This is a genomic window from Flavobacterium sp. GQ95 (genome assembly GCF_059758655.1).
The window spans coordinates 565227-585654 of the sequence record NZ_JCAXEB010000002.1 but is presented as its reverse complement, the minus strand read 5'-3'; the positions used below and the strand labels follow the sequence as shown (position 1 = coordinate 585654).

General features: G+C 33.3%; 20 protein-coding genes. 9 read left to right on the top strand and 11 right to left on the bottom strand.

Annotation, left to right across the window (positions count from 1 at the left end; all coding sequences use genetic code 11):
- The first annotated feature begins 230 nt into the window (after positions 1–230).
- Both AC6CH4_RS07115 and AC6CH4_RS07110 read left to right on the top strand, forming a co-directional pair.
- Positions 231–827: a Crp/Fnr family transcriptional regulator gene (locus AC6CH4_RS07115; RefSeq protein WP_498101520.1), complete on the top strand. Its 597-nt coding sequence runs from the start codon at positions 231–233 to the stop codon at positions 825–827.
- Positions 828–983: 156 nt separating this feature from the next.
- Positions 984–1919 (top strand): NAD(P)-dependent alcohol dehydrogenase, encoded by a 936-nt coding sequence (locus tag AC6CH4_RS07110; RefSeq protein ID WP_498101518.1) that lies wholly within the window; start codon positions 984–986, stop codon positions 1917–1919.
- A 26-nt stretch (positions 1920–1945) separates the two neighbouring features.
- Here AC6CH4_RS07110 and AC6CH4_RS07105 read toward each other — a convergent pair whose 3' ends face one another.
- Entirely contained in the window at positions 1946–2842 is an 897-nt protein-coding gene (locus AC6CH4_RS07105; RefSeq protein WP_498101516.1) for a helix-turn-helix domain-containing protein, read from the bottom strand.
- A 278-nt stretch (positions 2843–3120) separates the two neighbouring features.
- On the opposite strand from AC6CH4_RS07105, the gene AC6CH4_RS07100 reads away from it, so the two are divergent.
- The 6 genes from AC6CH4_RS07100 to AC6CH4_RS07075 all read left to right on the top strand — a co-directional run bounded on the left by AC6CH4_RS07100 (position 3121) and on the right by AC6CH4_RS07075 (position 7876).
- Entirely contained in the window at positions 3121–4122 is a 1002-nt protein-coding gene (locus AC6CH4_RS07100) for a carboxymuconolactone decarboxylase family protein (protein WP_498101514.1), read from the top strand.
- A gap of 20 nt (positions 4123–4142) precedes the next feature.
- Positions 4143–4982 carry a helix-turn-helix domain-containing protein gene (locus AC6CH4_RS07095; protein WP_498101512.1) on the top strand — a complete coding sequence of 280 codons (840 nt, stop codon included), beginning with the start codon at positions 4143–4145 and terminating at the stop codon, positions 4980–4982.
- A gap of 39 nt (positions 4983–5021) precedes the next feature.
- Positions 5022–6047, top strand: a complete 1026-nt coding sequence (locus AC6CH4_RS07090) for an amidohydrolase family protein (RefSeq protein WP_498101510.1) — start codon at positions 5022–5024, stop codon at positions 6045–6047.
- A 143-nt stretch (positions 6048–6190) separates the two neighbouring features.
- Positions 6191–6448: a hypothetical protein gene (locus tag AC6CH4_RS07085; RefSeq protein ID WP_498101508.1), complete on the top strand. Its 258-nt coding sequence runs from the start codon at positions 6191–6193 to the stop codon at positions 6446–6448.
- A gap of 2 nt (positions 6449–6450) precedes the next feature.
- Positions 6451–7128 carry a type 1 glutamine amidotransferase domain-containing protein gene (locus AC6CH4_RS07080; RefSeq protein WP_498101506.1) on the top strand — a complete coding sequence of 226 codons (678 nt, stop codon included), beginning with the start codon at positions 6451–6453 and terminating at the stop codon, positions 7126–7128.
- Between the two features lie 10 nt (positions 7129–7138).
- Entirely contained in the window at positions 7139–7876 is a 738-nt protein-coding gene (locus AC6CH4_RS07075; protein WP_498101504.1) for an SDR family oxidoreductase, read from the top strand.
- Between the two features lie 126 nt (positions 7877–8002).
- Here the strand turns inward: AC6CH4_RS07075 and AC6CH4_RS07070 are convergent, their stop codons facing one another.
- The 4 genes from AC6CH4_RS07070 to AC6CH4_RS07055 all read right to left on the bottom strand — a co-directional run bounded on the left by AC6CH4_RS07070 (position 8003) and on the right by AC6CH4_RS07055 (position 10708).
- A complete protein-coding gene (locus AC6CH4_RS07070) occupies positions 8003–9139 on the bottom strand; it encodes a DUF7005 family protein (RefSeq protein WP_498101502.1) in 1137 nt (378 codons plus the stop codon).
- Between the two features lie 135 nt (positions 9140–9274).
- Positions 9275–9613, bottom strand: coding sequence for a hypothetical protein (locus tag AC6CH4_RS07065; protein ID WP_498101500.1), 339 nt, complete (start codon positions 9611–9613; stop codon positions 9275–9277).
- Positions 9614–9723: 110 nt separating this feature from the next.
- The gene (locus AC6CH4_RS07060; RefSeq protein ID WP_498101498.1) at positions 9724–9999 is read right to left on the bottom strand and encodes a hypothetical protein; all 276 of its coding nucleotides are present in this window, start codon (positions 9997–9999) and stop codon (positions 9724–9726) included.
- A 43-nt stretch (positions 10000–10042) separates the two neighbouring features.
- Positions 10043–10708 carry a hypothetical protein gene (locus tag AC6CH4_RS07055; protein WP_498101496.1) on the bottom strand — a complete coding sequence of 222 codons (666 nt, stop codon included), beginning with the start codon at positions 10706–10708 and terminating at the stop codon, positions 10043–10045.
- 328 nt (positions 10709–11036) lie between these two features.
- On the opposite strand from AC6CH4_RS07055, the gene AC6CH4_RS07050 reads away from it, so the two are divergent.
- Positions 11037–11801, top strand: a complete 765-nt coding sequence (locus AC6CH4_RS07050) for a response regulator transcription factor (protein WP_498101494.1) — start codon at positions 11037–11039, stop codon at positions 11799–11801.
- Between the two features lie 176 nt (positions 11802–11977).
- On the opposite strand, the gene AC6CH4_RS07045 is transcribed toward AC6CH4_RS07050, so the two are convergent.
- The 6 genes from AC6CH4_RS07045 to AC6CH4_RS07020 form a co-directional block, all read right to left on the bottom strand.
- A complete protein-coding gene (locus AC6CH4_RS07045) occupies positions 11978–12724 on the bottom strand; it encodes a ThiF family adenylyltransferase (RefSeq protein ID WP_498101492.1) in 747 nt (248 codons plus the stop codon).
- Positions 12725–12949: 225 nt separating this feature from the next.
- Entirely contained in the window at positions 12950–16009 is a 3060-nt protein-coding gene (locus AC6CH4_RS07040) for an efflux RND transporter permease subunit (protein WP_498101490.1), read from the bottom strand.
- A 10-nt stretch (positions 16010–16019) separates the two neighbouring features.
- Complete coding sequence (locus AC6CH4_RS07035; RefSeq protein WP_498101488.1) at positions 16020–17108, bottom strand: efflux RND transporter periplasmic adaptor subunit; 1089 nt, start codon at positions 17106–17108, stop codon at positions 16020–16022.
- 12 nt (positions 17109–17120) lie between these two features.
- Complete coding sequence (locus tag AC6CH4_RS07030) at positions 17121–18482, bottom strand: TolC family protein (protein WP_498101486.1); 1362 nt, start codon at positions 18480–18482, stop codon at positions 17121–17123.
- Between the two features lie 26 nt (positions 18483–18508).
- Positions 18509–19126: a TetR/AcrR family transcriptional regulator gene (locus AC6CH4_RS07025; protein WP_498101484.1), complete on the bottom strand. Its 618-nt coding sequence runs from the start codon at positions 19124–19126 to the stop codon at positions 18509–18511.
- Positions 19127–19391: 265 nt separating this feature from the next.
- Positions 19392–20372 carry an aldo/keto reductase gene (locus AC6CH4_RS07020; RefSeq protein ID WP_498101482.1) on the bottom strand — a complete coding sequence of 327 codons (981 nt, stop codon included), beginning with the start codon at positions 20370–20372 and terminating at the stop codon, positions 19392–19394.
- Positions 20373–20428: the final 56 nt, after the last annotated feature.

The window sequence follows — 20428 nt, the reverse complement described above, 5'->3', positions numbered from 1 at the left end:
TTCATTTCAGTATTTGCAAGGTTTACAGCGTTGGGTTCAAATATATAAAGTGGTACTTTTTATTATGACTTTTACTGGCAGAGGAGCTAACCGGATTTTTAAGAAAAACTATAAACAAAAATCCCTTTTCATTTAAAGAAAGTTAAATCCGTATTTTTGTTCTGCAGTTCTCACTTTCAGTATCAAACTCCAACACGACCTAGAATCTAAACACTTAAATAAGCATAGAGATGAAATTACATACCATAAATTCTGAGATTCTTCATGAACATATATGCTCTTACATACCTGTTTCTAAAGACGATTTTGAGCGTTTTTTAAGTCTGTTTAAACCAGTGTTTTTAAAAAAAGGAGAACACCATTACCAGGCTGGTATAGTCCCTAAATATAGTTCATTTATACTTAAAGGTTGCTTTCGACAGTATTTAACTGATGATCAAGGAAGTGAACAAATTGTTCAGTTCTATGACGAAAGCATGTGGGTTGGTGAAGTAGAAAGTATGATTAATCATACTCCAACCAATATGAATCTTCAGGCTCTTGAGGATAGTATTCTGCTTTGTATAACAGGCGATGACATGTGCAATGCAATGGAGCATACTCCATGGCTTCAGCATTATACTATTTTAAAAAACTTTTCCGACAATGCTAAGATACGGGAAGAAACCAGCCGAAATAAGATGACTTCACCTGAGGATCTGTATCTTGAAATTCTTAAGCAGCGGCCTTCATTGATATTGCGTGTCCCGCAGAAATACATCGCTAGCTTTCTTGGTATCCGAAAAGAGACACTTAGCCGAATTCGCAAAAGAATTACGCAAATCTGATTTTGTTGATCCAAGTCAACAACTTGCAATTTATCTTCTTATACATTTGCCTTATAAAACATCACCGTTAGAGCCTGCACTTTAGCTTCTATTTTGAAGTTACTGCACTTTTCTTCGTGTGATCTATAAAACAAATCTTTAAGAAATAATTAATCCATGAAAAAAGTAGTTTATACTAAATACGGCGGTGTAGAAGTTTTACATCTCCAGGAAATTGAAAAGCCTATTCCAAACAATCTGCAGTTGTTAATTAACGTAAAATCTGTTTCTCTAAATCCATTAGACTGGAAGATTTTTACAGGAGAAGTTAAGTTAATGTCAGGATCCAAATTTCCTAAATTTGTCGGATGCGACTTTTCAGGAGTAATTGAAAGCGTGGGTCACAATACTTCCAATTTTAAAAAGGGTGATGAAGTATTTGGTTTACTTGATCCTTTTAAGGAAGGTGTACTGGGAGAATATATATTGATTGACGAAAAGCAGGTTTCGTTAAAACCAACACAGCTTTCATTCGAGCAAGCATCTTCAATACCAACAGCCGGACAAACGGCTTTGCAAATGCTCACAAAAAGTAACATTCTAAAGGGACAGGAGGTTTTAATAAACGGAGCATCCGGTGGTGTAGGAATGTTTGCTATACAAATTGCAAAAAGAAAGGGCGCAATTGTGACCGCTGTAGCAAGTGGAAAATCTCAAGATCTTTTAAAAAAATGGGGAAGTGATCACACGATTGACTATAACAAACAGAATGTAAGTGATATAAATCGAAAATTTGATGTTATTCTTGAACTTTCCAATAAACTTCCCTTCTCAAAAGCTAAGAAGTTAATGAACCGTAAAGCAACTTATATTACTGCTCTTCCAACAGTACCTGTATTTATAAACTCCTTTTTTAACAATCTGTTTTCTAAAAAGAAATACAAATTTATTATGATGAAATCCAATAGTCAGGATTTAAATATTTTGGCAGAAGATGTTTTAAAAGGCATGGACATCCACATAAGCAGAACTTATTCCCTGACAGAATATAAAGAGGCATATGAAAATTTTATAAAGGAGGGTGCAATTGGCAAAGTTGTTTTTAATATATAGCTATTTAATAGATTCTATATTTTTAACTATGCATTGACGCGATATTGCAACGGAGTGAGTCCTGTCTTTTGTTTAAATAATCTTGTAAAATGCTGCTGATATTTAAAACCTAATTCATAAGCAATATCGCTTACCGATTTTTCGTGATCAAATAATATTGCTTTCGCCTCTTCAATTAATTTTGACTGAATATAATCTAAAGCTGTGCTTCCGGTTTCTTTTTTTATAAGGTCTCCAAAATAATTAGCGGAGAGAAATAATTGTTCAGCACAATAGGTTACTGAAGGAAGCCCTAAAGTCTTAGCCTTGCCCGAAGTAAAATAATCCTTCAGCAGATTTTCAAAACGAATCAGTATATCTTTATTTACATGATTTCTGGTTATAAACTGCCTGTCATAATAGCGCATACAATAATTTAATAAAAGCTCTATATTAGAAACAATAAGTGTTTTACTATGCTTGTCAATATTTTGGTCAATTTCAGTCAGGATTTTTTCAAAACAATCATTGATAGCTTTTCTTTCTTTTTTAGATAAATGCAATGCTTCATTTACTTCATAAGAAAAAAAAGAATAGTCCTTGATTTGTTTAGCAAGACTTGTTCCTGCAAGCAAATCAGGATGAAAAACCAACGCTTTGCCCCACGGCTTAATAATTTCGTTCCTGCCATCAATTCCATAAATCTGACCCGGTGAAATAAAAACCAATGTACCATCCTCATAATCATAAGACTGGCATCCATAACGCATATCGCCACATTTTATATATTTCAAAAAAACACAATAAACACCCATATATCTTTTAAAATACTGGTAAGTTGGTATTTCATCAAAATTGACAACACTAACAAGAGGATGCAAAGTCTCTGCTCCTACTGAATCATTGTATTGCTTAACTGTTTCAATTCTATCAATTCGTTCCATAACCAAATGTTTATACAAATTTAGCAAACACACTCATGAAATTGACAATCCGTATTCAAAATCAGTAAAAATGGTAAATACATCTGTATTTTGTATAAAATCATGTCCTTTTCAATTCCGAAATTTGTAATAGTTAAAAGTAGAGAATTGCTAATAATTCTATGATTAACTTTAGTAAAGTTCTCAAACTGTTTAATTTTTAAATCAACATAGCTATGCTAAAAAAGAAACTTCGACTCTCACTATATATATTCACTTTCTGCTTAATTTTCAATACAATGACTGCACAAAAAAACGATAAAAAAGATCAAACCTTAAATACACATCAGCAAAGCATGGCTGCCATCGCTGCACTTACAGCCACAGGAAATTTAGAACAATTGAAACCTGCCATAAAAACTGGTCTTGACGCCGGACTCACCATAAATGAAATAAAAGAAGCTCTGGTACAGCTTTATGCCTACTGCGGATTTCCCCGAAGCTTAAATGCTATCAACACGTTAATGGCGATTCTTGAAGAAAGAAAATCTCAGGGCATAAAAGATGCTGTAGGTAAAGATGCTTCTGATACACCAGTGACTGACAAATACAAATCAGGAAAAGGGAATCTTCAAAAATTAACGAATAAAGAAGAAACTGGCCCAAAAACGGGTGCCGCCGCTTTTGCTCCTGTAATAGATACTTTTTTAAAAGAACATTTGTTTGCAGATATTTTCAATCGTGATGTGCTGAATTACCGCCAAAGAGAGTTTGTTACCATCTCGGCACTAGCTGCAATGACAGGAGTTGAGCCACAACTGCAAGCGCATCTCTTTATGGGTAAAAATACCGGGATAACAGATATGCAGCTTTTAGAGCTTACAACTATCATCGAAAAAACAGCTGGCAAAACACAAGCCAATGTATTAAGAAATGCTATTGATCAGCCTGTTACACCAATTATTGAACCTGATATGATGGTGAGAATTTCTGAAATCGAAATTATTCCTGAATATTTAGAAGAATACAAAACCATACTTGAAAAAGAATCGTCAGAATCAGTAAAACTTGAAGCAGGAGTCATTGCGATTTATCCTATGTCGCAAAAAGAAAATCCTGCGCAGATTAGGATAATAGAGATATACGCTAATCAAAAAGCCTATAAATCTCATTTGCAGACACCCCATTTTCAGCATTATAAAACCACAACCTTAAAAATGGTAAAATCATTAAAATTAGTAGACATGACTGCCTTAGATCCCGAGATGATGCAACTAATTTTTGAAAAGATTGGAAAGTAATTCTAATAAGAAACAAGCCAATGGATTCAAATGATTTTAAAGCATTTAAGATTGAAAATCTGGATACTTACACTCCCTCTTTTGGCAGAAAAGATCTTTATCGGATATGTTTAGTCGATGGGAAAAGTACGGTACATTTTAGAGATAGAAGCATCACCATTAGTGGAATGCATCTGTTTTTTGGCAATATAAACACTCCATATTCATGGGAGGCAGAATCAGAGCAAAATGGCTACAGCTGTCTTTTTACTGAAAATTTCCTGAAGGTCGCCGGATATTTAGATAACACAGAACTGCTTTCTGTTTTTAACATAGAAAAAGTTCCTGTATATGAAATTATTGGAGAAAAAGAAAAAGCTAATATTCAGTTTATTTTCGAAAGAATCCTGGAAGAAAGCAACGGGCAGTATATAAAAAGAAAAGATATGGTTCGTAATTTTATAAGCATATTAATTCATGAAGCACTAAAGCTGAGTATTGACGAAAACAACCTTATAAACTTCAACAGTAGAAAAGCCTCTGAAAGAATCTCTTCCAAATTCTTAAATCTGCTGAATGAACAATTTCCCATAGAGGATAAAAATCGTATTCTGCCCTTCAAAACCACTACCGATTTTGCGCACCAATTGAGTATTCATCCCAATTACCTAAACCGTTTGGTAAAGAAAGAAACCGGAAAAACAATTTTAAAAATTATAAATGAAAGAATTGTAACAGAGGCTAAAATTTTATTGCTGCATACGGATTGGAGCATTACAGAAATAGCCTGCACGTTGGGTTTTGAATATACCTCTTATTTTGATAATGTTTTTAAAAGAACAACTGGTTTGAGTCCAAAATCATTTCGCAAAACAAACTAATATTTAATACTGAATTAAAAACAATTTAAATCCAATCAAATGTCTCACTCAACTTTTAAAATTATAACTACAGAAGAGCATTTTGCTCTTAAGGAAATTTCACAAAAAGTAATGGCGTTTAATGCCTCAAAAAATACTTTTAACGCATCATCAAACCAGGTGCAAAAAGAACTGATGTCAATTGCCCTGCCTAATACTGATGTAATAGAAGATGTAGCAGCACTTCGAATTAAATTTATGGATGACAGCGGCACAGACATGCAGATACTTTCATATGGACCAGGGAGTCCGCAGAATATTACAGATAAAATTTTAGCTTTAGATTTGTGTAAGCAGGCCAACAATGAATTAGCACAGCTAATCAAAATACACCCAACAAGATTTTCCGGATTAGCAGTCTTACCCATGGCAGACCCTATAGCAGCAAGCAAAGAACTGGAAAGATCAGTAAATGTATTAGGTCTGAAAGGTGCTATGCTCTCAGGAACTTATAATGGACGTTTTTTTGATCATCCTGAATTTCTACCTGTTTTTTATAAAGCACAAGAGCTTAATATACCTCTTTACATGCATCCTGCCCCAATATCAGAAAATATTGCAAGTTCCTATTATCAAAGCGATCAGTGGCCAGCTATTGCGGGGGCAATGTTTGCTGGTGCAGGTTATGGATGGCATTTAGATTCCGGTATTGGAATTATAAGACTAATTATTTCAGGCATCTTCGACAAGCTCCCTGCACTTAAGCTTATATCCGGCCATTGGGGAGAGATGGTTCCGTTTTACTTAAATCGCTTAGATGATCAGCTTGGTAAAACTTTAAAATTAGACCGAAAAATTTCTGAATATTACAAAAGCAACATTTACATCACCCCAAGCGGGCTTTTTTCTGAAGCACAATTACAATTTGCCATTTCAGAACTTGGATCAGACCATATTCTTTATTCTGGTGATTATCCATTTTTGATAGATAAAAATACACGAGGCTTTCTTGAAAATGCCTCTATATCAATTGAAGACAAAGAAAAAATTGGGTACAAAAACGCAGAAAGCCTTTTTGATCTCTAATACTACATTAACTATTCTAGTTTGAAATACTTCTATTTGAGAACAAAAATGGTTTGAAATTCATAAATATCGGTATAAATATTCTTAACAAATTACCTGTAATACACTATAATTTTGCTTTATAACTAAATAAAAAAAAGAAAATGAATAGAATATTAGTAAACACTGTTTTAAGTAAAGTCGAAAACATTGAAGAGATTTTACCTCAGGAATTTGCTGTTGTGGCGACTTGGAAAGAAGAAGGAGTTTTAGCACACATTTTTATAAAAGAAGCTATGGGAGGTGCTGTTCTTGTTTTTAATGAAACCAATCAGGACAAAGTGGAAAAATTACTAGCCCAATTACCCCTTTACAAACATTTTACAAAAATAGAATACACGCTACTAAACCAACAATTTTAATCATGAAAAAAGTATTATTTGTAGTTACAAGTTGTAACGAGAAAGGCGAAACAAAGCTTCCAACCGGATTTAATTTAGCCGAAGTTACACATCCGTTAGAGGTTTTGGAAAATGATGGAATTCAAGTAGATATTGCTTCTATAAAAGGAGGAACAGCTCCGCTTGACGGATTAGAAGACTTCAACGATCCTGTTATTGCAAAATATTGGGCCGATACCAATTTTAGAAATAAAATTGAAAACACCCTGAAATTAGAAGAGGTAAATGTAAAACAATACGATGCGATATTCTTTGCAGGTGGGCACGGAACAATGTGGGATTTTCCAGATACACCAGCCGTTATAAACGCGATTCGCGAAATATATGAAGACGGAAAGATTGTATCGGCGGTATGCCACGGACCGGCAGCACTTGTAAATGCTACATTAACCGATGGTTCGTATTTAATTAGCGGAAAAAAAGTAGCGGCATTTACAAACGAGGAAGAGGAAGAAGTACAATCTACACATGTAGTTCCTTTTTTATTAGCCGATGCCTTAAAAATTAATGGAGCATTTCATCAGCCAGCACCAAACTGGAGCGATAATACTATTGTAGACGGTCGTTTAATTACAGGGCAAAACCCGCAATCTGCTGCGAGTGTTGGTAAAGCATTGTCTAAATTATTATTAAACAAATAAACGGTTTACAATGAATAATATCGAAGGTAAAGTAATCGTAATTACAGGCGCAAGCAGCGGATTAGGTGAAGCTTCTGCAAAAGCACTATCTGCAAAAGGAGCAATTCTTGTCTTAGCAGCAAGACGTCTCGAGCGTATTGATGCACTTGTACAAGAGTTTTCTAAAAACGGAAAAAAAGCTCTTGCGATACAGACTGATGTGACAGATTTTGCACAGATGCAAACCTTAATGAAAGAAGCTGTAAATAAATTCGGAAAAATAGATGTACTGCTTAATAATGCCGGAATTATGCCCTCTACGCCAATGATGGATTGTGATGTCCTATCATGGAATCAGGTTATTAATGTGAACATCAACGGGGTTTTAAATGGTATTGCGGCGGTACTGCCCTACTTTAAGGCGCAAAAATCAGGACATATTATTAATGTGTCTTCGGTTGCCGCGCACAAAATTGGAAAAGGATCAGGAATTTATTCCGCTACTAAAACTGCTGTAAGAGCAATTTCAGAAGGTTTAAGAATGGAAGCCAAAGATTACAATATTAGAACCACAATTATTTCTCCGGGAGTTATAGATACTGAATTACCAAACGCAAGTGGTGTTCCGGATGAATCAACCAAACAATTCTATCAGGCTGTAGCCATTCCTGCAGATTCTTTTGCAAGAGTAGTTGAATTTGCTATCAGTCAGCCGGAGGAAGTTGATATTAATGAAGTTTTATTTAGACCTACGCGCCAGGAATATTAAACCCTAAAAAAAATGGATCAATTTCCATTTGTAAAGTTTAATGCCTTTTGAATACAAAAAAAGCTCATTTCTAGCGGAATGAGCTTTTTCTATTTCATCTTAACCCAATAATTCTTCTTATAAATATTAAAATAGTGTCTGATAAAAGTTTCCATAATAAATTTCAATCAATAAATCAGCTCCATTAGATGATGCCAAATCAAGCAATCCTATTTCACAAAGTGCATCGATTCTGCGCGTTTGATCTTTAATTGATTTTAGTTTACCCAGATTTTTATCAAAAATGGCAATGTTTTCTATAGCGTTTTTTACAATAATCGTTAATTGTATAAAGTCAGCTTGAGACAGCTTACTTTCTTTTACATAGTTTTCCAGTCGCCCGCCTTCTCTATAATGAGGAAAATTTTCTAATCCCATAAAGGTCAGCATCCAGACTTTATTATAACTCCAGGTTGTTTTAATAATTCCTATATAATCAGCTATTAATTCATCATGCAGATTATTGGTAGCGTGCCCGTATTTTTTTAGCATATATAAATGGGTAAACTCATGTTCTTTTCGAATCGAAACAGAATAAGAAGTCCATACATCTTCTGCCAGTCCCAATTGGCATGCTGTAACGTTACTGTACGGCTTTGTACTTAAAACAATGAATTCGTCTTTGTATAAAGATCTATTGTGAATAATATTATCAGAAAACTCAGTATTCCAATCGCCCAAAGGATTATTTTGCAACCATCTTTTTTTGATATTATTTAATCTTTTCCCGTTATTAAGACCATTTAACAACATCGCCCCTATTGATGGCGGAATGGATACGGGATTATTTTTATGCATTAAAGACTGCAGAATTTTTACAAAATCTTCTTTATTAGGAACTATTAATACCGGAATTCTGCCTGCAACACTTTGGTGAAGTTCTAAACTAATGCTTTTTGCATCTTCTAATTTTAGATAAGCAGCAAATTTAATAGTATCTGTTTTTCCTTTTAAAACAACATTTTTATACAATTCAATTTTATCTATTTCTTTTTCGATTAAAAAATTCAATTGCGGATAGCATTCTTTTAATAGCGTAAAAATGTCTTTTTTTTCAGAAGCATTCAGTAGATCTTCCCAGAATTGAATGTCCGTATCATCATTATTCGAAACCGCAAAAACATCATCTAAAATAAACTTATTAAAAAGATAAGCTTTAATTTCAGAGGACAAACCAATCGACACCTCGCAATCAACTGGTTCTAAAGTAATTAAATTGTTCATGATTTTACTAAATTTGGCATTTAGCCAGTTGTGTAAATAAGCCGTCCTGCTGCATTAATTCTTCATAAGTACCTGATTCAACAATTTCTTCTTTATCCAGAACATAGATAAGATCTGCGTTTTTATCTTAAAATATTATTTATAGATACCGCGTAACGAATCATACAAATTATCAAAGTCTGTAACAGCAGATCCGTTTGAGTTGCCACCTCTACAGTTGTCTAATTTTTTTTCGTTTAGCTCCTGATCTTCAGATGGCATTTTTATAGGAATATTGATGTACAAAAACTCTGGGTCAGACTGGTCTGTAACCTTTATCTTTTTCCCTATTGGCAGGCTTCTTTCAAAAAACACCTCTAATGTTTTTTCGGGGTTTTTTATCAATGACTTTTTAAAATCATCATTTTCCCATGCCTCTGTAATTATTCTAAAAAACACATCCTGACCTTTTTTTTGTTCTTCTGTTAAAATCATCTTTTTTATGCTTAAATTTTTTTTTTTTGATCTATGCTGAAAATCGTGTTGTCTATACTTATCTCAAAGAATTGATTAATTCTTTGAGATAAGTATTGCTTTATGAAAAGCTATGAGAAATAATAAAACAGTTCATAAAGGTTCATATCATTTTGACTAATCGAACTATAAATTCCCTTTTCCAGATTCAATAGCCAGTCCTGATCTAATTTTGCCACTTTCTGCCATGTAATTTGATTGACACACGACTCCTTACCATTTTTATTTGATTCGTAGATGTCAAAAATTTCCAGACGTCCCTGAATTGAATTGAATTCATCTATAATTCTTATATCAGGTTGTTTATCTGCTTTGTACTCTAAAAATAATCTCGTTTTGAGTCTCATTTTCTCTTTTTTTTAAATTGCCTGTTTTACTATCATACAGGAATTAGCATATACTATACTGATACTGTTTGTTTTGAAATGTTTGATTGGACATTTTGTTAATAGAGTGAGATGTCACCAATGATTTATTGTTATAATAAAACTCCTCTAGACCGGCGTAATTCATAGCTATTGGTATGGTCTCAGAACCCAGATAATTTATAGAAGCTCCGATAACTTCTGCTTTTATACCAAGGAGGTTCATTATTCTTAAAAGCTTGCTGTCGCACTCTGCAAACGCAACACCATCTTTCTGTTCACATATGGGAGCAATCGCGCACACCATTAATCGTCTAAAAAGTGTTTTATCCTTTACATCTTTTTTGGTAGCAAATCGACCAATATGCCAGACAGATGAGGCTTTTTGTGAATACTTGTAACTTAAGGGGTCGATATTAAAAATTTTCTGAAGTGGTAATTTTGTTTTATAATCCCATTTAATTACCCTGATTGATCCCTGAATGTTTCCCGAAAAATCTTTGGCTACAAAAATTTCAGAATCTTTGAAATAATTTAATTCTTCATCATACACTTCCTGAGTGTCTGAAATGATTTCCTTCTCACTTACATTTTCACAATGATGATTGAAGTTTTCCTCTACTACAAATTTGGCTAATTCTGTAAGTTGATTTAATTCTAATCTTTCTAAGTAATTTTGAGTAATTGTCATGGAGTTTATTTCATTTGGTTCGTAACAAATCTAATTTTCATATCGCTTTATTTTGCTACACTAAATAGTAGTATTTAACTAAAAAACAATAAACTACGCTAAAGGACATGAACTGTTTTGTTGGCAATAAAAAAAGGGATAACGAGAAATAAGCCAGATTAAAAAAAACTTGAATTTTAATAGCCCTGAAGAAAAATATTAGATTGTTTTTTAAACTAAAAAATAATTATAAGAATCTGAAAATCAACATATATCATTATTATACAAGATTGATGTGATTTTTTTCATACATAAAAAAAAATGGGTAAATTTGATAAAAATTAAGCAGATGAAAGACCAGGATTTGAATTCATTTTTTGATTCAAGGAATACGATTTACAGCTTGACAGATGAAGAAAGAGTACGAAAATTTGATTATATAGAGCCAATAAAGGCATTTGCAAGAGCAACATATACCAGTTTATACGTTATAAATTATCTGGAACAGGGATTTGAATATGTTTCGGATAATCCTTTATTTCTGTGTGGTAATACGCCCCAGCAAGTTCTGGAAATGGGATATGCTTTTTATTTTAAACATGTTCCTCAATCCGATTTAGAGTTATTGCTCAAAATTAATTCTATCGGATTTGATTTTTACGATAAAACACCAATGGAAGACCGAATTCTATACACAATCTCGTATGATTTTCATTTAAAAAACCAGGAAGGAAAATTGATTTTAATCAATCAAAAACTTACTCCTGTTTTTTTAACCAGTACAGGAAAAATATGGAAAGCAATATGTATTATTTCATTATCATCTGAACGCAAAGCGGGTAATATTAAAATACATAAAAACGGAGAAAATATAGTGCATAATTATAATCTCGCGCTTAACCAATGGGAAAACTTTAAAAAAATAACTTTGTCTAAAAGAGAAAAAGAAATTTTACAGCTTTCAACCCGAGGTTTTGCTATAAATGAAATCGCCGAAGAAATATTTGTTTCGCCCGATACCGTAAAATTTCATAGACGAAAACTTTTTGACAAATTAGAAGTGACCAATATTTCAGAAGCGATTGCTTTTGCTACCAGTAATAAGCTGATTTAAAAATACTTTTTAAGGGATTCTTTTAAAACTCATTTTTTTTTTTGGCAGCGTACATTCTTTCATTTTTTCTGCATAACAAAAAAGCTGTATTCAAAATTTGATTTTGAATACAGCTTTTAAAGAAATTATTTTTATTAAGAATCGGAAATCTAAGCAAGTAGATCTTGCAAAATGGTCTATTTGATACTCGTCAAATAAAATTCCGGAAATACTTTTATACGGTTATTAACCGCGATATCAAATGCAATATTAGTACACAAACCTGCAACTAACCAGGATGCAATAGAAAGTTGCGGAGGAGAAAGATTTTTGTCTTCTTTTATATATTCATCCAGGACTTTTTCCAGCCATTCCTGGGGATTTTCCCAATATTGCATATATTCTAAAACATAATTGACAACATTAATTTCGGTAAATTTTTCATCTGATTTTTTTAGAGCATCTAATCTTTCTTCTTCTGAAATTACCAATATCAAGGCGCCCCATCCTAAATTATACGGATGCAGTACCGGGATCTTCCTACTTTGACATATAGAATCGAATAAAAGCGGTACATCTGAAGTAAAGTCCAAAGCGTTGATCGCAATTTTATGATCTTTTATATATTCCTCAACATTTTCCGGAGTTAAAAAACAATTATGAGTCGTAATTTTTGCTTCACTATTAATAGAAAGCAATCTTTCTTTAAGCGCTTCTACTTTAGGTTTAGAGATATCTTTTTCAGTATAGTTTTGTCTGTTTAAATTGGATAATTCAACAACATCGCCATCAATTATGGTAAGGGTTTCAAAACCCAATCGTAGTAAACACTCTGCAATTACACTTCCGATACCTGCTCCGCCTAATAATATAGGTGTGCTTTTGATTATTTCTTGTTGTTGAGGGGTAATATAAATTCTATTTCTAATATTCCTTTGATCCATATTTCTATTTTTATACTAATTCTATTTTAATAACTGTTGAAATCAAAACTTCCTTGCTGATCTGCTCTTGTTTACCTAGCCTGGATTCTTAAATTTAGACATGTACAAAAATAGCAAAAACCTCATCAAAAACGAGAAACCTCCAAAATCAATGACTTTTGGAGGTTTGCAATTCTAATACAATATGAACTTAATTTGTTTTTATATAAGATAACGGTTAGGTATTTAATTTACATTCTCATTTTCGATGCTTGGAGGCATTAATTTATACATGACTGGTGTTACAATTCTGGAAAGAATGGTAGAACTTATAAGACCTCCGATTAATACAATTGCCAATGGTGCAATTAGTGGATTTGAGTTGAGTGCAAGAGGAATAAGTCCACAGATTGCTGTTATAGAAGTTAGTACTACGGGCAGAAAGCGGGTTTCTCCTGCAATAGCAATTGCTTCATCAATTGAATGTCCTTCCTGACGCAATTGATTGGTAAAATCTACCAAAAGCAGTGAATTTTTTACCTGAATTCCCGAAAGACCAATAAAGCCAATTATCGCCACAAGTGACATAGGGCTTCCGTTAATAAGCAATAATACTACACCTCCTAAAATTCCTAACGGAATAATGGAAAGTACAATTATAATGCCTTTGAAGGTTTTAAACTGTAGTAGTAATACACCAATGAAAAGGAATGTACTCAAAATAATAACAGCAAGAAAATTACCACCCAGCGCATCACCTTCAGATTCTTTTTCTCCTGAAAGCTTGTAATAATATCCTTTTGGCATTATTAATTGATCCAATTTAGGGACGATTTCAACCAAAAGGTCATTAGCATAATATCCTTTTGCTGACAAGGCCGTTACTTTTGAAAAACGTGATTTATTAAAATGGTTAATCGCTGTGGGTGAAGTTTCAAAAGAGATTGTCGCAATCTGGTTTAGTGCTACGGGTGTTCCCTGAATATTATTTACATATAATTTTTTTAGTGCATCAAGATTAGAAAATTTATTTCTTGGCAAAGTAAGTGTTACATTTCTTGCATCACCACGATCGTCTATATAATCACCAACAATTAATCCGGCAACAGCAAGGCGAATTACTTTGTCAGCTTCGCTTGTTAAAACACCAAGTGTTCTTGCTTTTTCTTTATTAATTTTTACTTTGACATCCGTTTTATAAGTGTTGAGTTCATTATTGATATAAACCGTTCCTTTCTGATTTCGTAAAATATTTTCCACCTCAGACGAAAGTTGTCGTAAAACTTTTTGGTCTTCACCAAATAAACGCACTACAATATTAGCTTCCAAAGGCGTTCCTTGTTCAAAGTCTTTTACCTCTACTTTAGCGTAAGGCATTGTTTTAAATTTATCTCTCAATTTTTCAATCAAAGCTGTTTTATCCGAAGGTTTCGCTTCATCTTCCAATTGAACAAAAATCTGGGCAAAATCAGATTTTCTATCCTGCGGATGCACATTGTAGTAAATCTGTGGGTTTCCTTTACCAACGTTGGCGGTATAAAACACAATTTCTTTATGGTTTTTCAGCTCTGCTTCGACAATTTTTGTAACCCTGTCACTCTCTGATATATTAGCCTGAAGAGGCAGTTTTATATTAATTAAAAACATTGGTTTTTCTGAAGTTGGAAATAACTTAAAACCAGTGGCTTTAAACAATCCAAAAGCAGTAATGCTTAATACTATAGAGATGGCAATAGTTGTTCTTGGATATTTTAATGCTTTAGGCATTATATCTCTATAAGATCTTGTTAGGAACTTTTGCAAATACTGAAGAAAAATGTTACCACCAGCATGCTCATGTGTTTTTAAAAATCGGCTTCCCAAAAACGGAACTAATGTCAAGGCTACAATCATAGAAGCCAACACACTTGTAATAACTGCCATTGGCAGACTTCTGATAAATTCACCCGAAACATCAGGAAGAAAAACCAGTGGTAAAAAAGCAATCACAAGTGTTGCTGTACATCCTACAACAGCAAGTCCTATTTGTTTTGTTCCTTTTAAAACAGCATCCATTTTAGAATGTCCTTCCCTAAGCCATCGCTCGATGTTTTCTATTACGACAATACTATCATCAACCAGAAGCCCCAAAGCAACCACTAAACCCACTATACTTAACTGATTTAAAGAAAAACCAAATGCATTCATGGTAATAAGCCCCAATGCCAAAGATAATGGTATTGAAATCATCACTATTAAAGATGCTCTTGATCCTAATGGTAATAAAGTAATGATTACCAAAACGATGGCAAGTGCAAAATCAAAACCTAAATGCCCTAAACGTTGCGATACCATATTTGCCTGATCGAAGTTTTTAACCAGCTCGATATTTTGAGGCAGATCTTTTGAGAATTCTTCTATTATTGGTGAAAATTCTTTCTGAACATCGGTAATGTTTACATTATCTTTCATTCCGGCAGTCACCAATACACATCGATGCCCGTTTACTCGGGTAATATGATCTACAATCTGAGATTTATAGCCAACTTCAGCAACATCTTTCATGTAGACAATTTTTCCGTTTGCATTATATATAACCGTATTAGCGACATCTTCGGCATTTTTAAATTTACCGCTTGTTTTTACATTAAAGACTTTGCTGTCCAGATCAATACTTCCTCCGGGAATATCAGCAGCCTCGCTTTGCAAACTTCCCATTACTACATTTAAGGGAATTTTTAATTGTGCCAATTTATCCAATTGCAGATCAATACGAATTTCCTGCTCTGGAATTCCCGAATATTTTACATCTTTAAGGTTGGTAATTTTCTCTAATTTTGTCTTGAGTTTATCTGCTTCGTCACGCATCTTTTTGTCGGAAGCATTTTCTGACACTAAGGCAACCTGAAGAATTTTCACATCCGAAGAGGCGATTTTCTCTGTTTTAATCTGATAAATGTCTTTTGGGAGTTCACTACTTTTAAGCGCATTCATTTCAGTAGAAATCTCCTGATATTTATTATCAACATCTACTCCATATTTAAATTTTACCTGAAAAGCAGCTACACCATCTTCTACAGTAGTTAATATTTTATCTATGTTTTCAAGTCCGTAAATTTTATTCTCGATAGGTTTTACTACTTGTTCCTCCATATCTTTTGGACTCGTTCCGGGGTAAATAACCGTAATTAAATATTGTGGTGGATGAGTCGAAGGGTCTTCCGCGCGCGGCATCGAAAATAGGGTAAGATATCCTACTATCGACACTAGCAGAAATATGATCAGTGTAAACTGATAATTTTTAACGGCAAAGTTTGTAATCTTCATGATGTTTCGATTATTTAATGATCTTGATTGTTGATTGTTCGTTTAGATAAGCGCTGTTAGATATCACAATCTGATCGGTTTTCTGAAGACCATCTTTTATAAATACTTTGTTATTTTCAAATTTATTAATGGTCACAGCCTGACGTTTTACTTTATTATTTTCCACTATAAACACAAAGGCTTTATTTCCATCGGCTTCAATAAGCGAGTTATATGGAATAACAATAAAATCTTCGGCAGTTTCAGCTTTAATTTCAGCTTTCCCAAACATGCCCACCGCTGGTTTACTCTTTTTCATATTCAGTTTCAATTCTACCTGAAAAGAGCCTAATGCAGCATCTGAAGCTTGTGATTTTCTAAAAACAGAAGCATCAAAACGTTCGTCTGGATAACCATCGAGGGTAACAACTGCTTTCTGACCTATTTTAGTTGATGCCCATTCTTTGTCTGTTAAACCAATTTTTAATAAATAATTATTATTTTGACTGGTTTCATTAATAGCCAAAATTGGAGATCCTGCTCCCACTACTTCACCTTCGTTAGCTATTTTAGCAGCTACAAACCCATCGGCAGCCGCATAAATTTTAGCATAACGAGCATTAAAGGCAACGGCATCTTTCTGCTTTTTAGCAATGTCAAGTCCTGTTTTTGTATTTTGAAGTTGCTCTAAGGTGTATACACTATCTTTATACAGATTATTGGCACGGTTGTAATCGCGTTCGTATTTTTTTACGTTCAAATCTGTTTGGTTTAAACCGGCATTAATTTCGGTTTCATCTAAAGCCGCCAATAACTGGCCTTTCTTGAAAAACTGCCCTTCTTCTACATAAATACGCTTTACAACACCGCCTATTTTAAAACCATAATTGGCCTGATTTTCTGTAGTTATTAAACCAGATGCACTTATATTATTTATGAGTGCCAAAGATTGAACTGTTGCTGTTTTAATTGGAATAATATCAGCAGTTTCAAATGGTGTATGCTCTTTTTTTTCTTCCTTACACGCATAAAAAAGAGGAAATACAAAAAGACTTATTAGTATTGTTTTACTCACAAGTGTAAAATTATTTTTTTGGTGTTCGTTAATCTTTAATTTCATGATTTTTTCTATTTAGTTAAAAGTAAAAGTTGCATTGGCTCTTTCTAATTCTGCAAAAGCAATCCAGGAATTATAAAGAGCAATATTGGTATTAAGCTGCGCATTTACCCATTGGTTTTGTGCATCCAGAAGTTCTATGTATATTGCCTGTCCTTCTTTGTATAATTTTGTTATGTCATCGTTGTATTTTTTGGATGACTCTTTTTGGTTTCTATCTGCGTAGAATTGTTCCAATGCTGATTTTAAATTATTCCTGGAAACCTGAAACTGAAGAAGTAACTGCTGTTTTACATTATCGATCTGTGAACTAATTTTTTTATTGTCTTCTTCTACTTGTTTGAGTTTGAATTTATTCTTGTTTCCTGAAAAAATATTCCATTCTAAACCCAATCCGGCAAAATAGTAACGCGACTGTTTGTTTACTTCAAAATCAAAATCCTGAATTCCAAAATCTGCAAAACCGTTCACTTCAGGAAACCAGTACGACTGCGTAAGTTTACTCACATTATCGTTTATTTCTTTTACCTGAGTAAGTTTTTGGAGTTCTTCTCTGTTTTGGGTGTTTTCTGAAAGAGCTTCAATTGGCAAGGCTTCACTTTGATCCGTTTCTATTGCTGTATCCAATTTTTCATTCAATAAAAAATTAAAATACGATTTGGCATTATTACTGGTTTGTTTTGCCGTTTCTAAGTTTGCCTGTATTCGTATTACCTCATTATCACTTCTTAAAACAGCGGTACGGTTTATTTTATCATTTTTAAATAACGATTGATTAACCCTTTGATTTTCCTTGACCAATGCCAAAGCATCCTGATATATTTTAATGCCTTCAACAGACTGAAGGTATTTGTAGTAGGCTATTTTTATTTCCTTGACTAATTCCCTTTGATAAATTTCCAGTTCTATTTTTTGTAATGATGTCTGCTGATTTTTAATTCTTTTGTTATAGATAATTTCATAATTCAGCAGTGGCATTGTGGTATGAATTTTAGCATCATAAAAATTATCCGGATTAATTAAGACAGACTGATTCTCTAAAGCTGGAAAGGCATTAGAATTTGTAATTTGGTTGAGGGTATTGTACACCGGATTCAGCATATCCCCTATCGGAATATCAATTGTCCTTCCGCCTTCTGCCTTAGTATAACTTCCGTTTAAGGAAACCGTTGGATAAAACAAGGATCTTGCTTCTTTTAGAGCATACATACTTTTATTAATATCAAAGTTATGTTGCTTAATTATTTCGTTATTTTTTAGTCCAGTTTGTATGTAACTGTCCAGCCTGCTTTGTGAGTATCCCAGATATCCAAAACAGATTATTGCCAAATTCACTACTATTTTCATTTTACTATACATTGTTTTTAAATTGAACATTGTTCATTTTTTTGATCAAAAAAAAGTTAAAGCTTTTCTATTATTTTTAAATATTCATTATACCCGTCAAACAAAATCGTATCTGGATTTGTAAATTTCACTCCTTTGGTTCTCTGACGAATTTCCAGACAGCACATTCCGTGTACTAAACTCCACACCATAAATGAAAGTGGTTCTACATTGTGTCCCTTAAAATGCCCTTTATTGATGCATTCCTCAATTGTTTTTTTGACATAATTAAATGTATTTGCACCTTCATCCCAATTTTCATTTTCAGATTTTTCTAAAAATTCCATCGGTGCTTTTACATTAAACATCAAATCATACATCTCTGGATTTTCCAAAGCAAATTTTATGTACATAAATCCCATTTTTCGGATTCTTTCCATAGGATCTTCTAATGCGAATAAGTCTTTAAAATACCCTCCTAATTCCTCAAAACCAATAGAATGCAGGTCATGCAAAATGGCATTTTTATCTTTAAAATAAACATATACAGTACCTACACTATAATCAATTTCATCAGCTATATTTCGAATAGTAGTTTGTTCAATACCTTTTTCAAGAAATAGCTTTTTAGCGCCTTTTAAAATCAGCGCTTTCAAAGCTTCTTTTTCACGTGCCTTTCTTTCCCCTGTACTCATATTTTAAATTTATTTTGCAAACATACAAATTTTTATTGAACAACGTTCATTTATTGTACGATAATATAATTTTATATGTAATAAGATTCGTAATACTCACTTCAAACCTGCATTAAATAGAACTTTTTACAGCTGCATCACTATTTTCATTATAAAAATCAGTCAGCAAAATATATTTTCCTGCTCCAACTATTCTGGCAATTGCCTGATCAATAGATCAGGCACCAATAACTATAATAACTTATTTGTTAATCAGGATTCATTTTTATTTCCCTACCGCTTTTTGAAGATGAGCAGGATAACGATCTCCTTGTATTATTGTTTGAGAAAAAGCATCGTCAATTTTTTTAACATCATCTACAGTTAGATGAATTGATGCTCCTCCAATATTTTCTGTTAATCGGTTTGATTTTGTTGTTCCCGGAATTGGCGCTATCCATGGTTTTTGCGCTAAAAGCCAGGCTAATGCAATTTGTGCTGGAGTGGCATTTTTTTGAGTAGCAATTGCAGATAGTAAATCAATTAATTTTTGATTTGCCTTTCTGTTACCTTCACTAAAGCGAGGTAAATTATTTCTGAAATCAGTACTTTCAAAACTTGTATTTTCAGTAATTGCTCCCGTTAAAAAACCTCTTCCTAATGGACTAAAAGGCACAAAACCAATTCCTAATTCTTCAAGTGTTGGTAAAATTTCTAATTCAGGTTCTCTCCACCAAATTGAATATTCACTTTGCAAAGCTGTTACGGGCTGAACCGAATGTGCTTTGCGAATAGATTCAACACCCGCTTCTGAAAGTCCAAAGTATTTTACTTTTCCCTCCTGTATAAGATCTTTAACCGTTCCTGCCACATCTTCCATAGGTACATTTTGATCTACTCTGTGTTGATAGAATAAATCAATTACATCTGTTTTTAATCTTCTTAAAGATTCCTCGGCAACTGCCCTGATATTTTCTGGTCTGCTATCTTGTCCGTTAAAAGCGTTTCCTCCTTTAAAACCAAATTTTGTCGCAATAACAACTTCTTTTCTAAATGGGCTTAAAGCCTCTCCTACCAATTCTTCATTGTCAATTCCATATGCTTCAGCAGTATCAAAAAAGGTAATTCCCTGTTCATACGCTTCTCTAATTATTTTTATCGCTTGCTGCTTCTCAATCACAGTACCATAAGCGTAGCTTAATCCCATACAACCTAATCCTAATGCAGAAACTTCTAATCCTTGTGTTCCTAATATTCTCTTTTCCATGATTTCCATTTTTTATTCTAATTTCTAAAATGTTGTTGCTGTCGATTTAATAATTT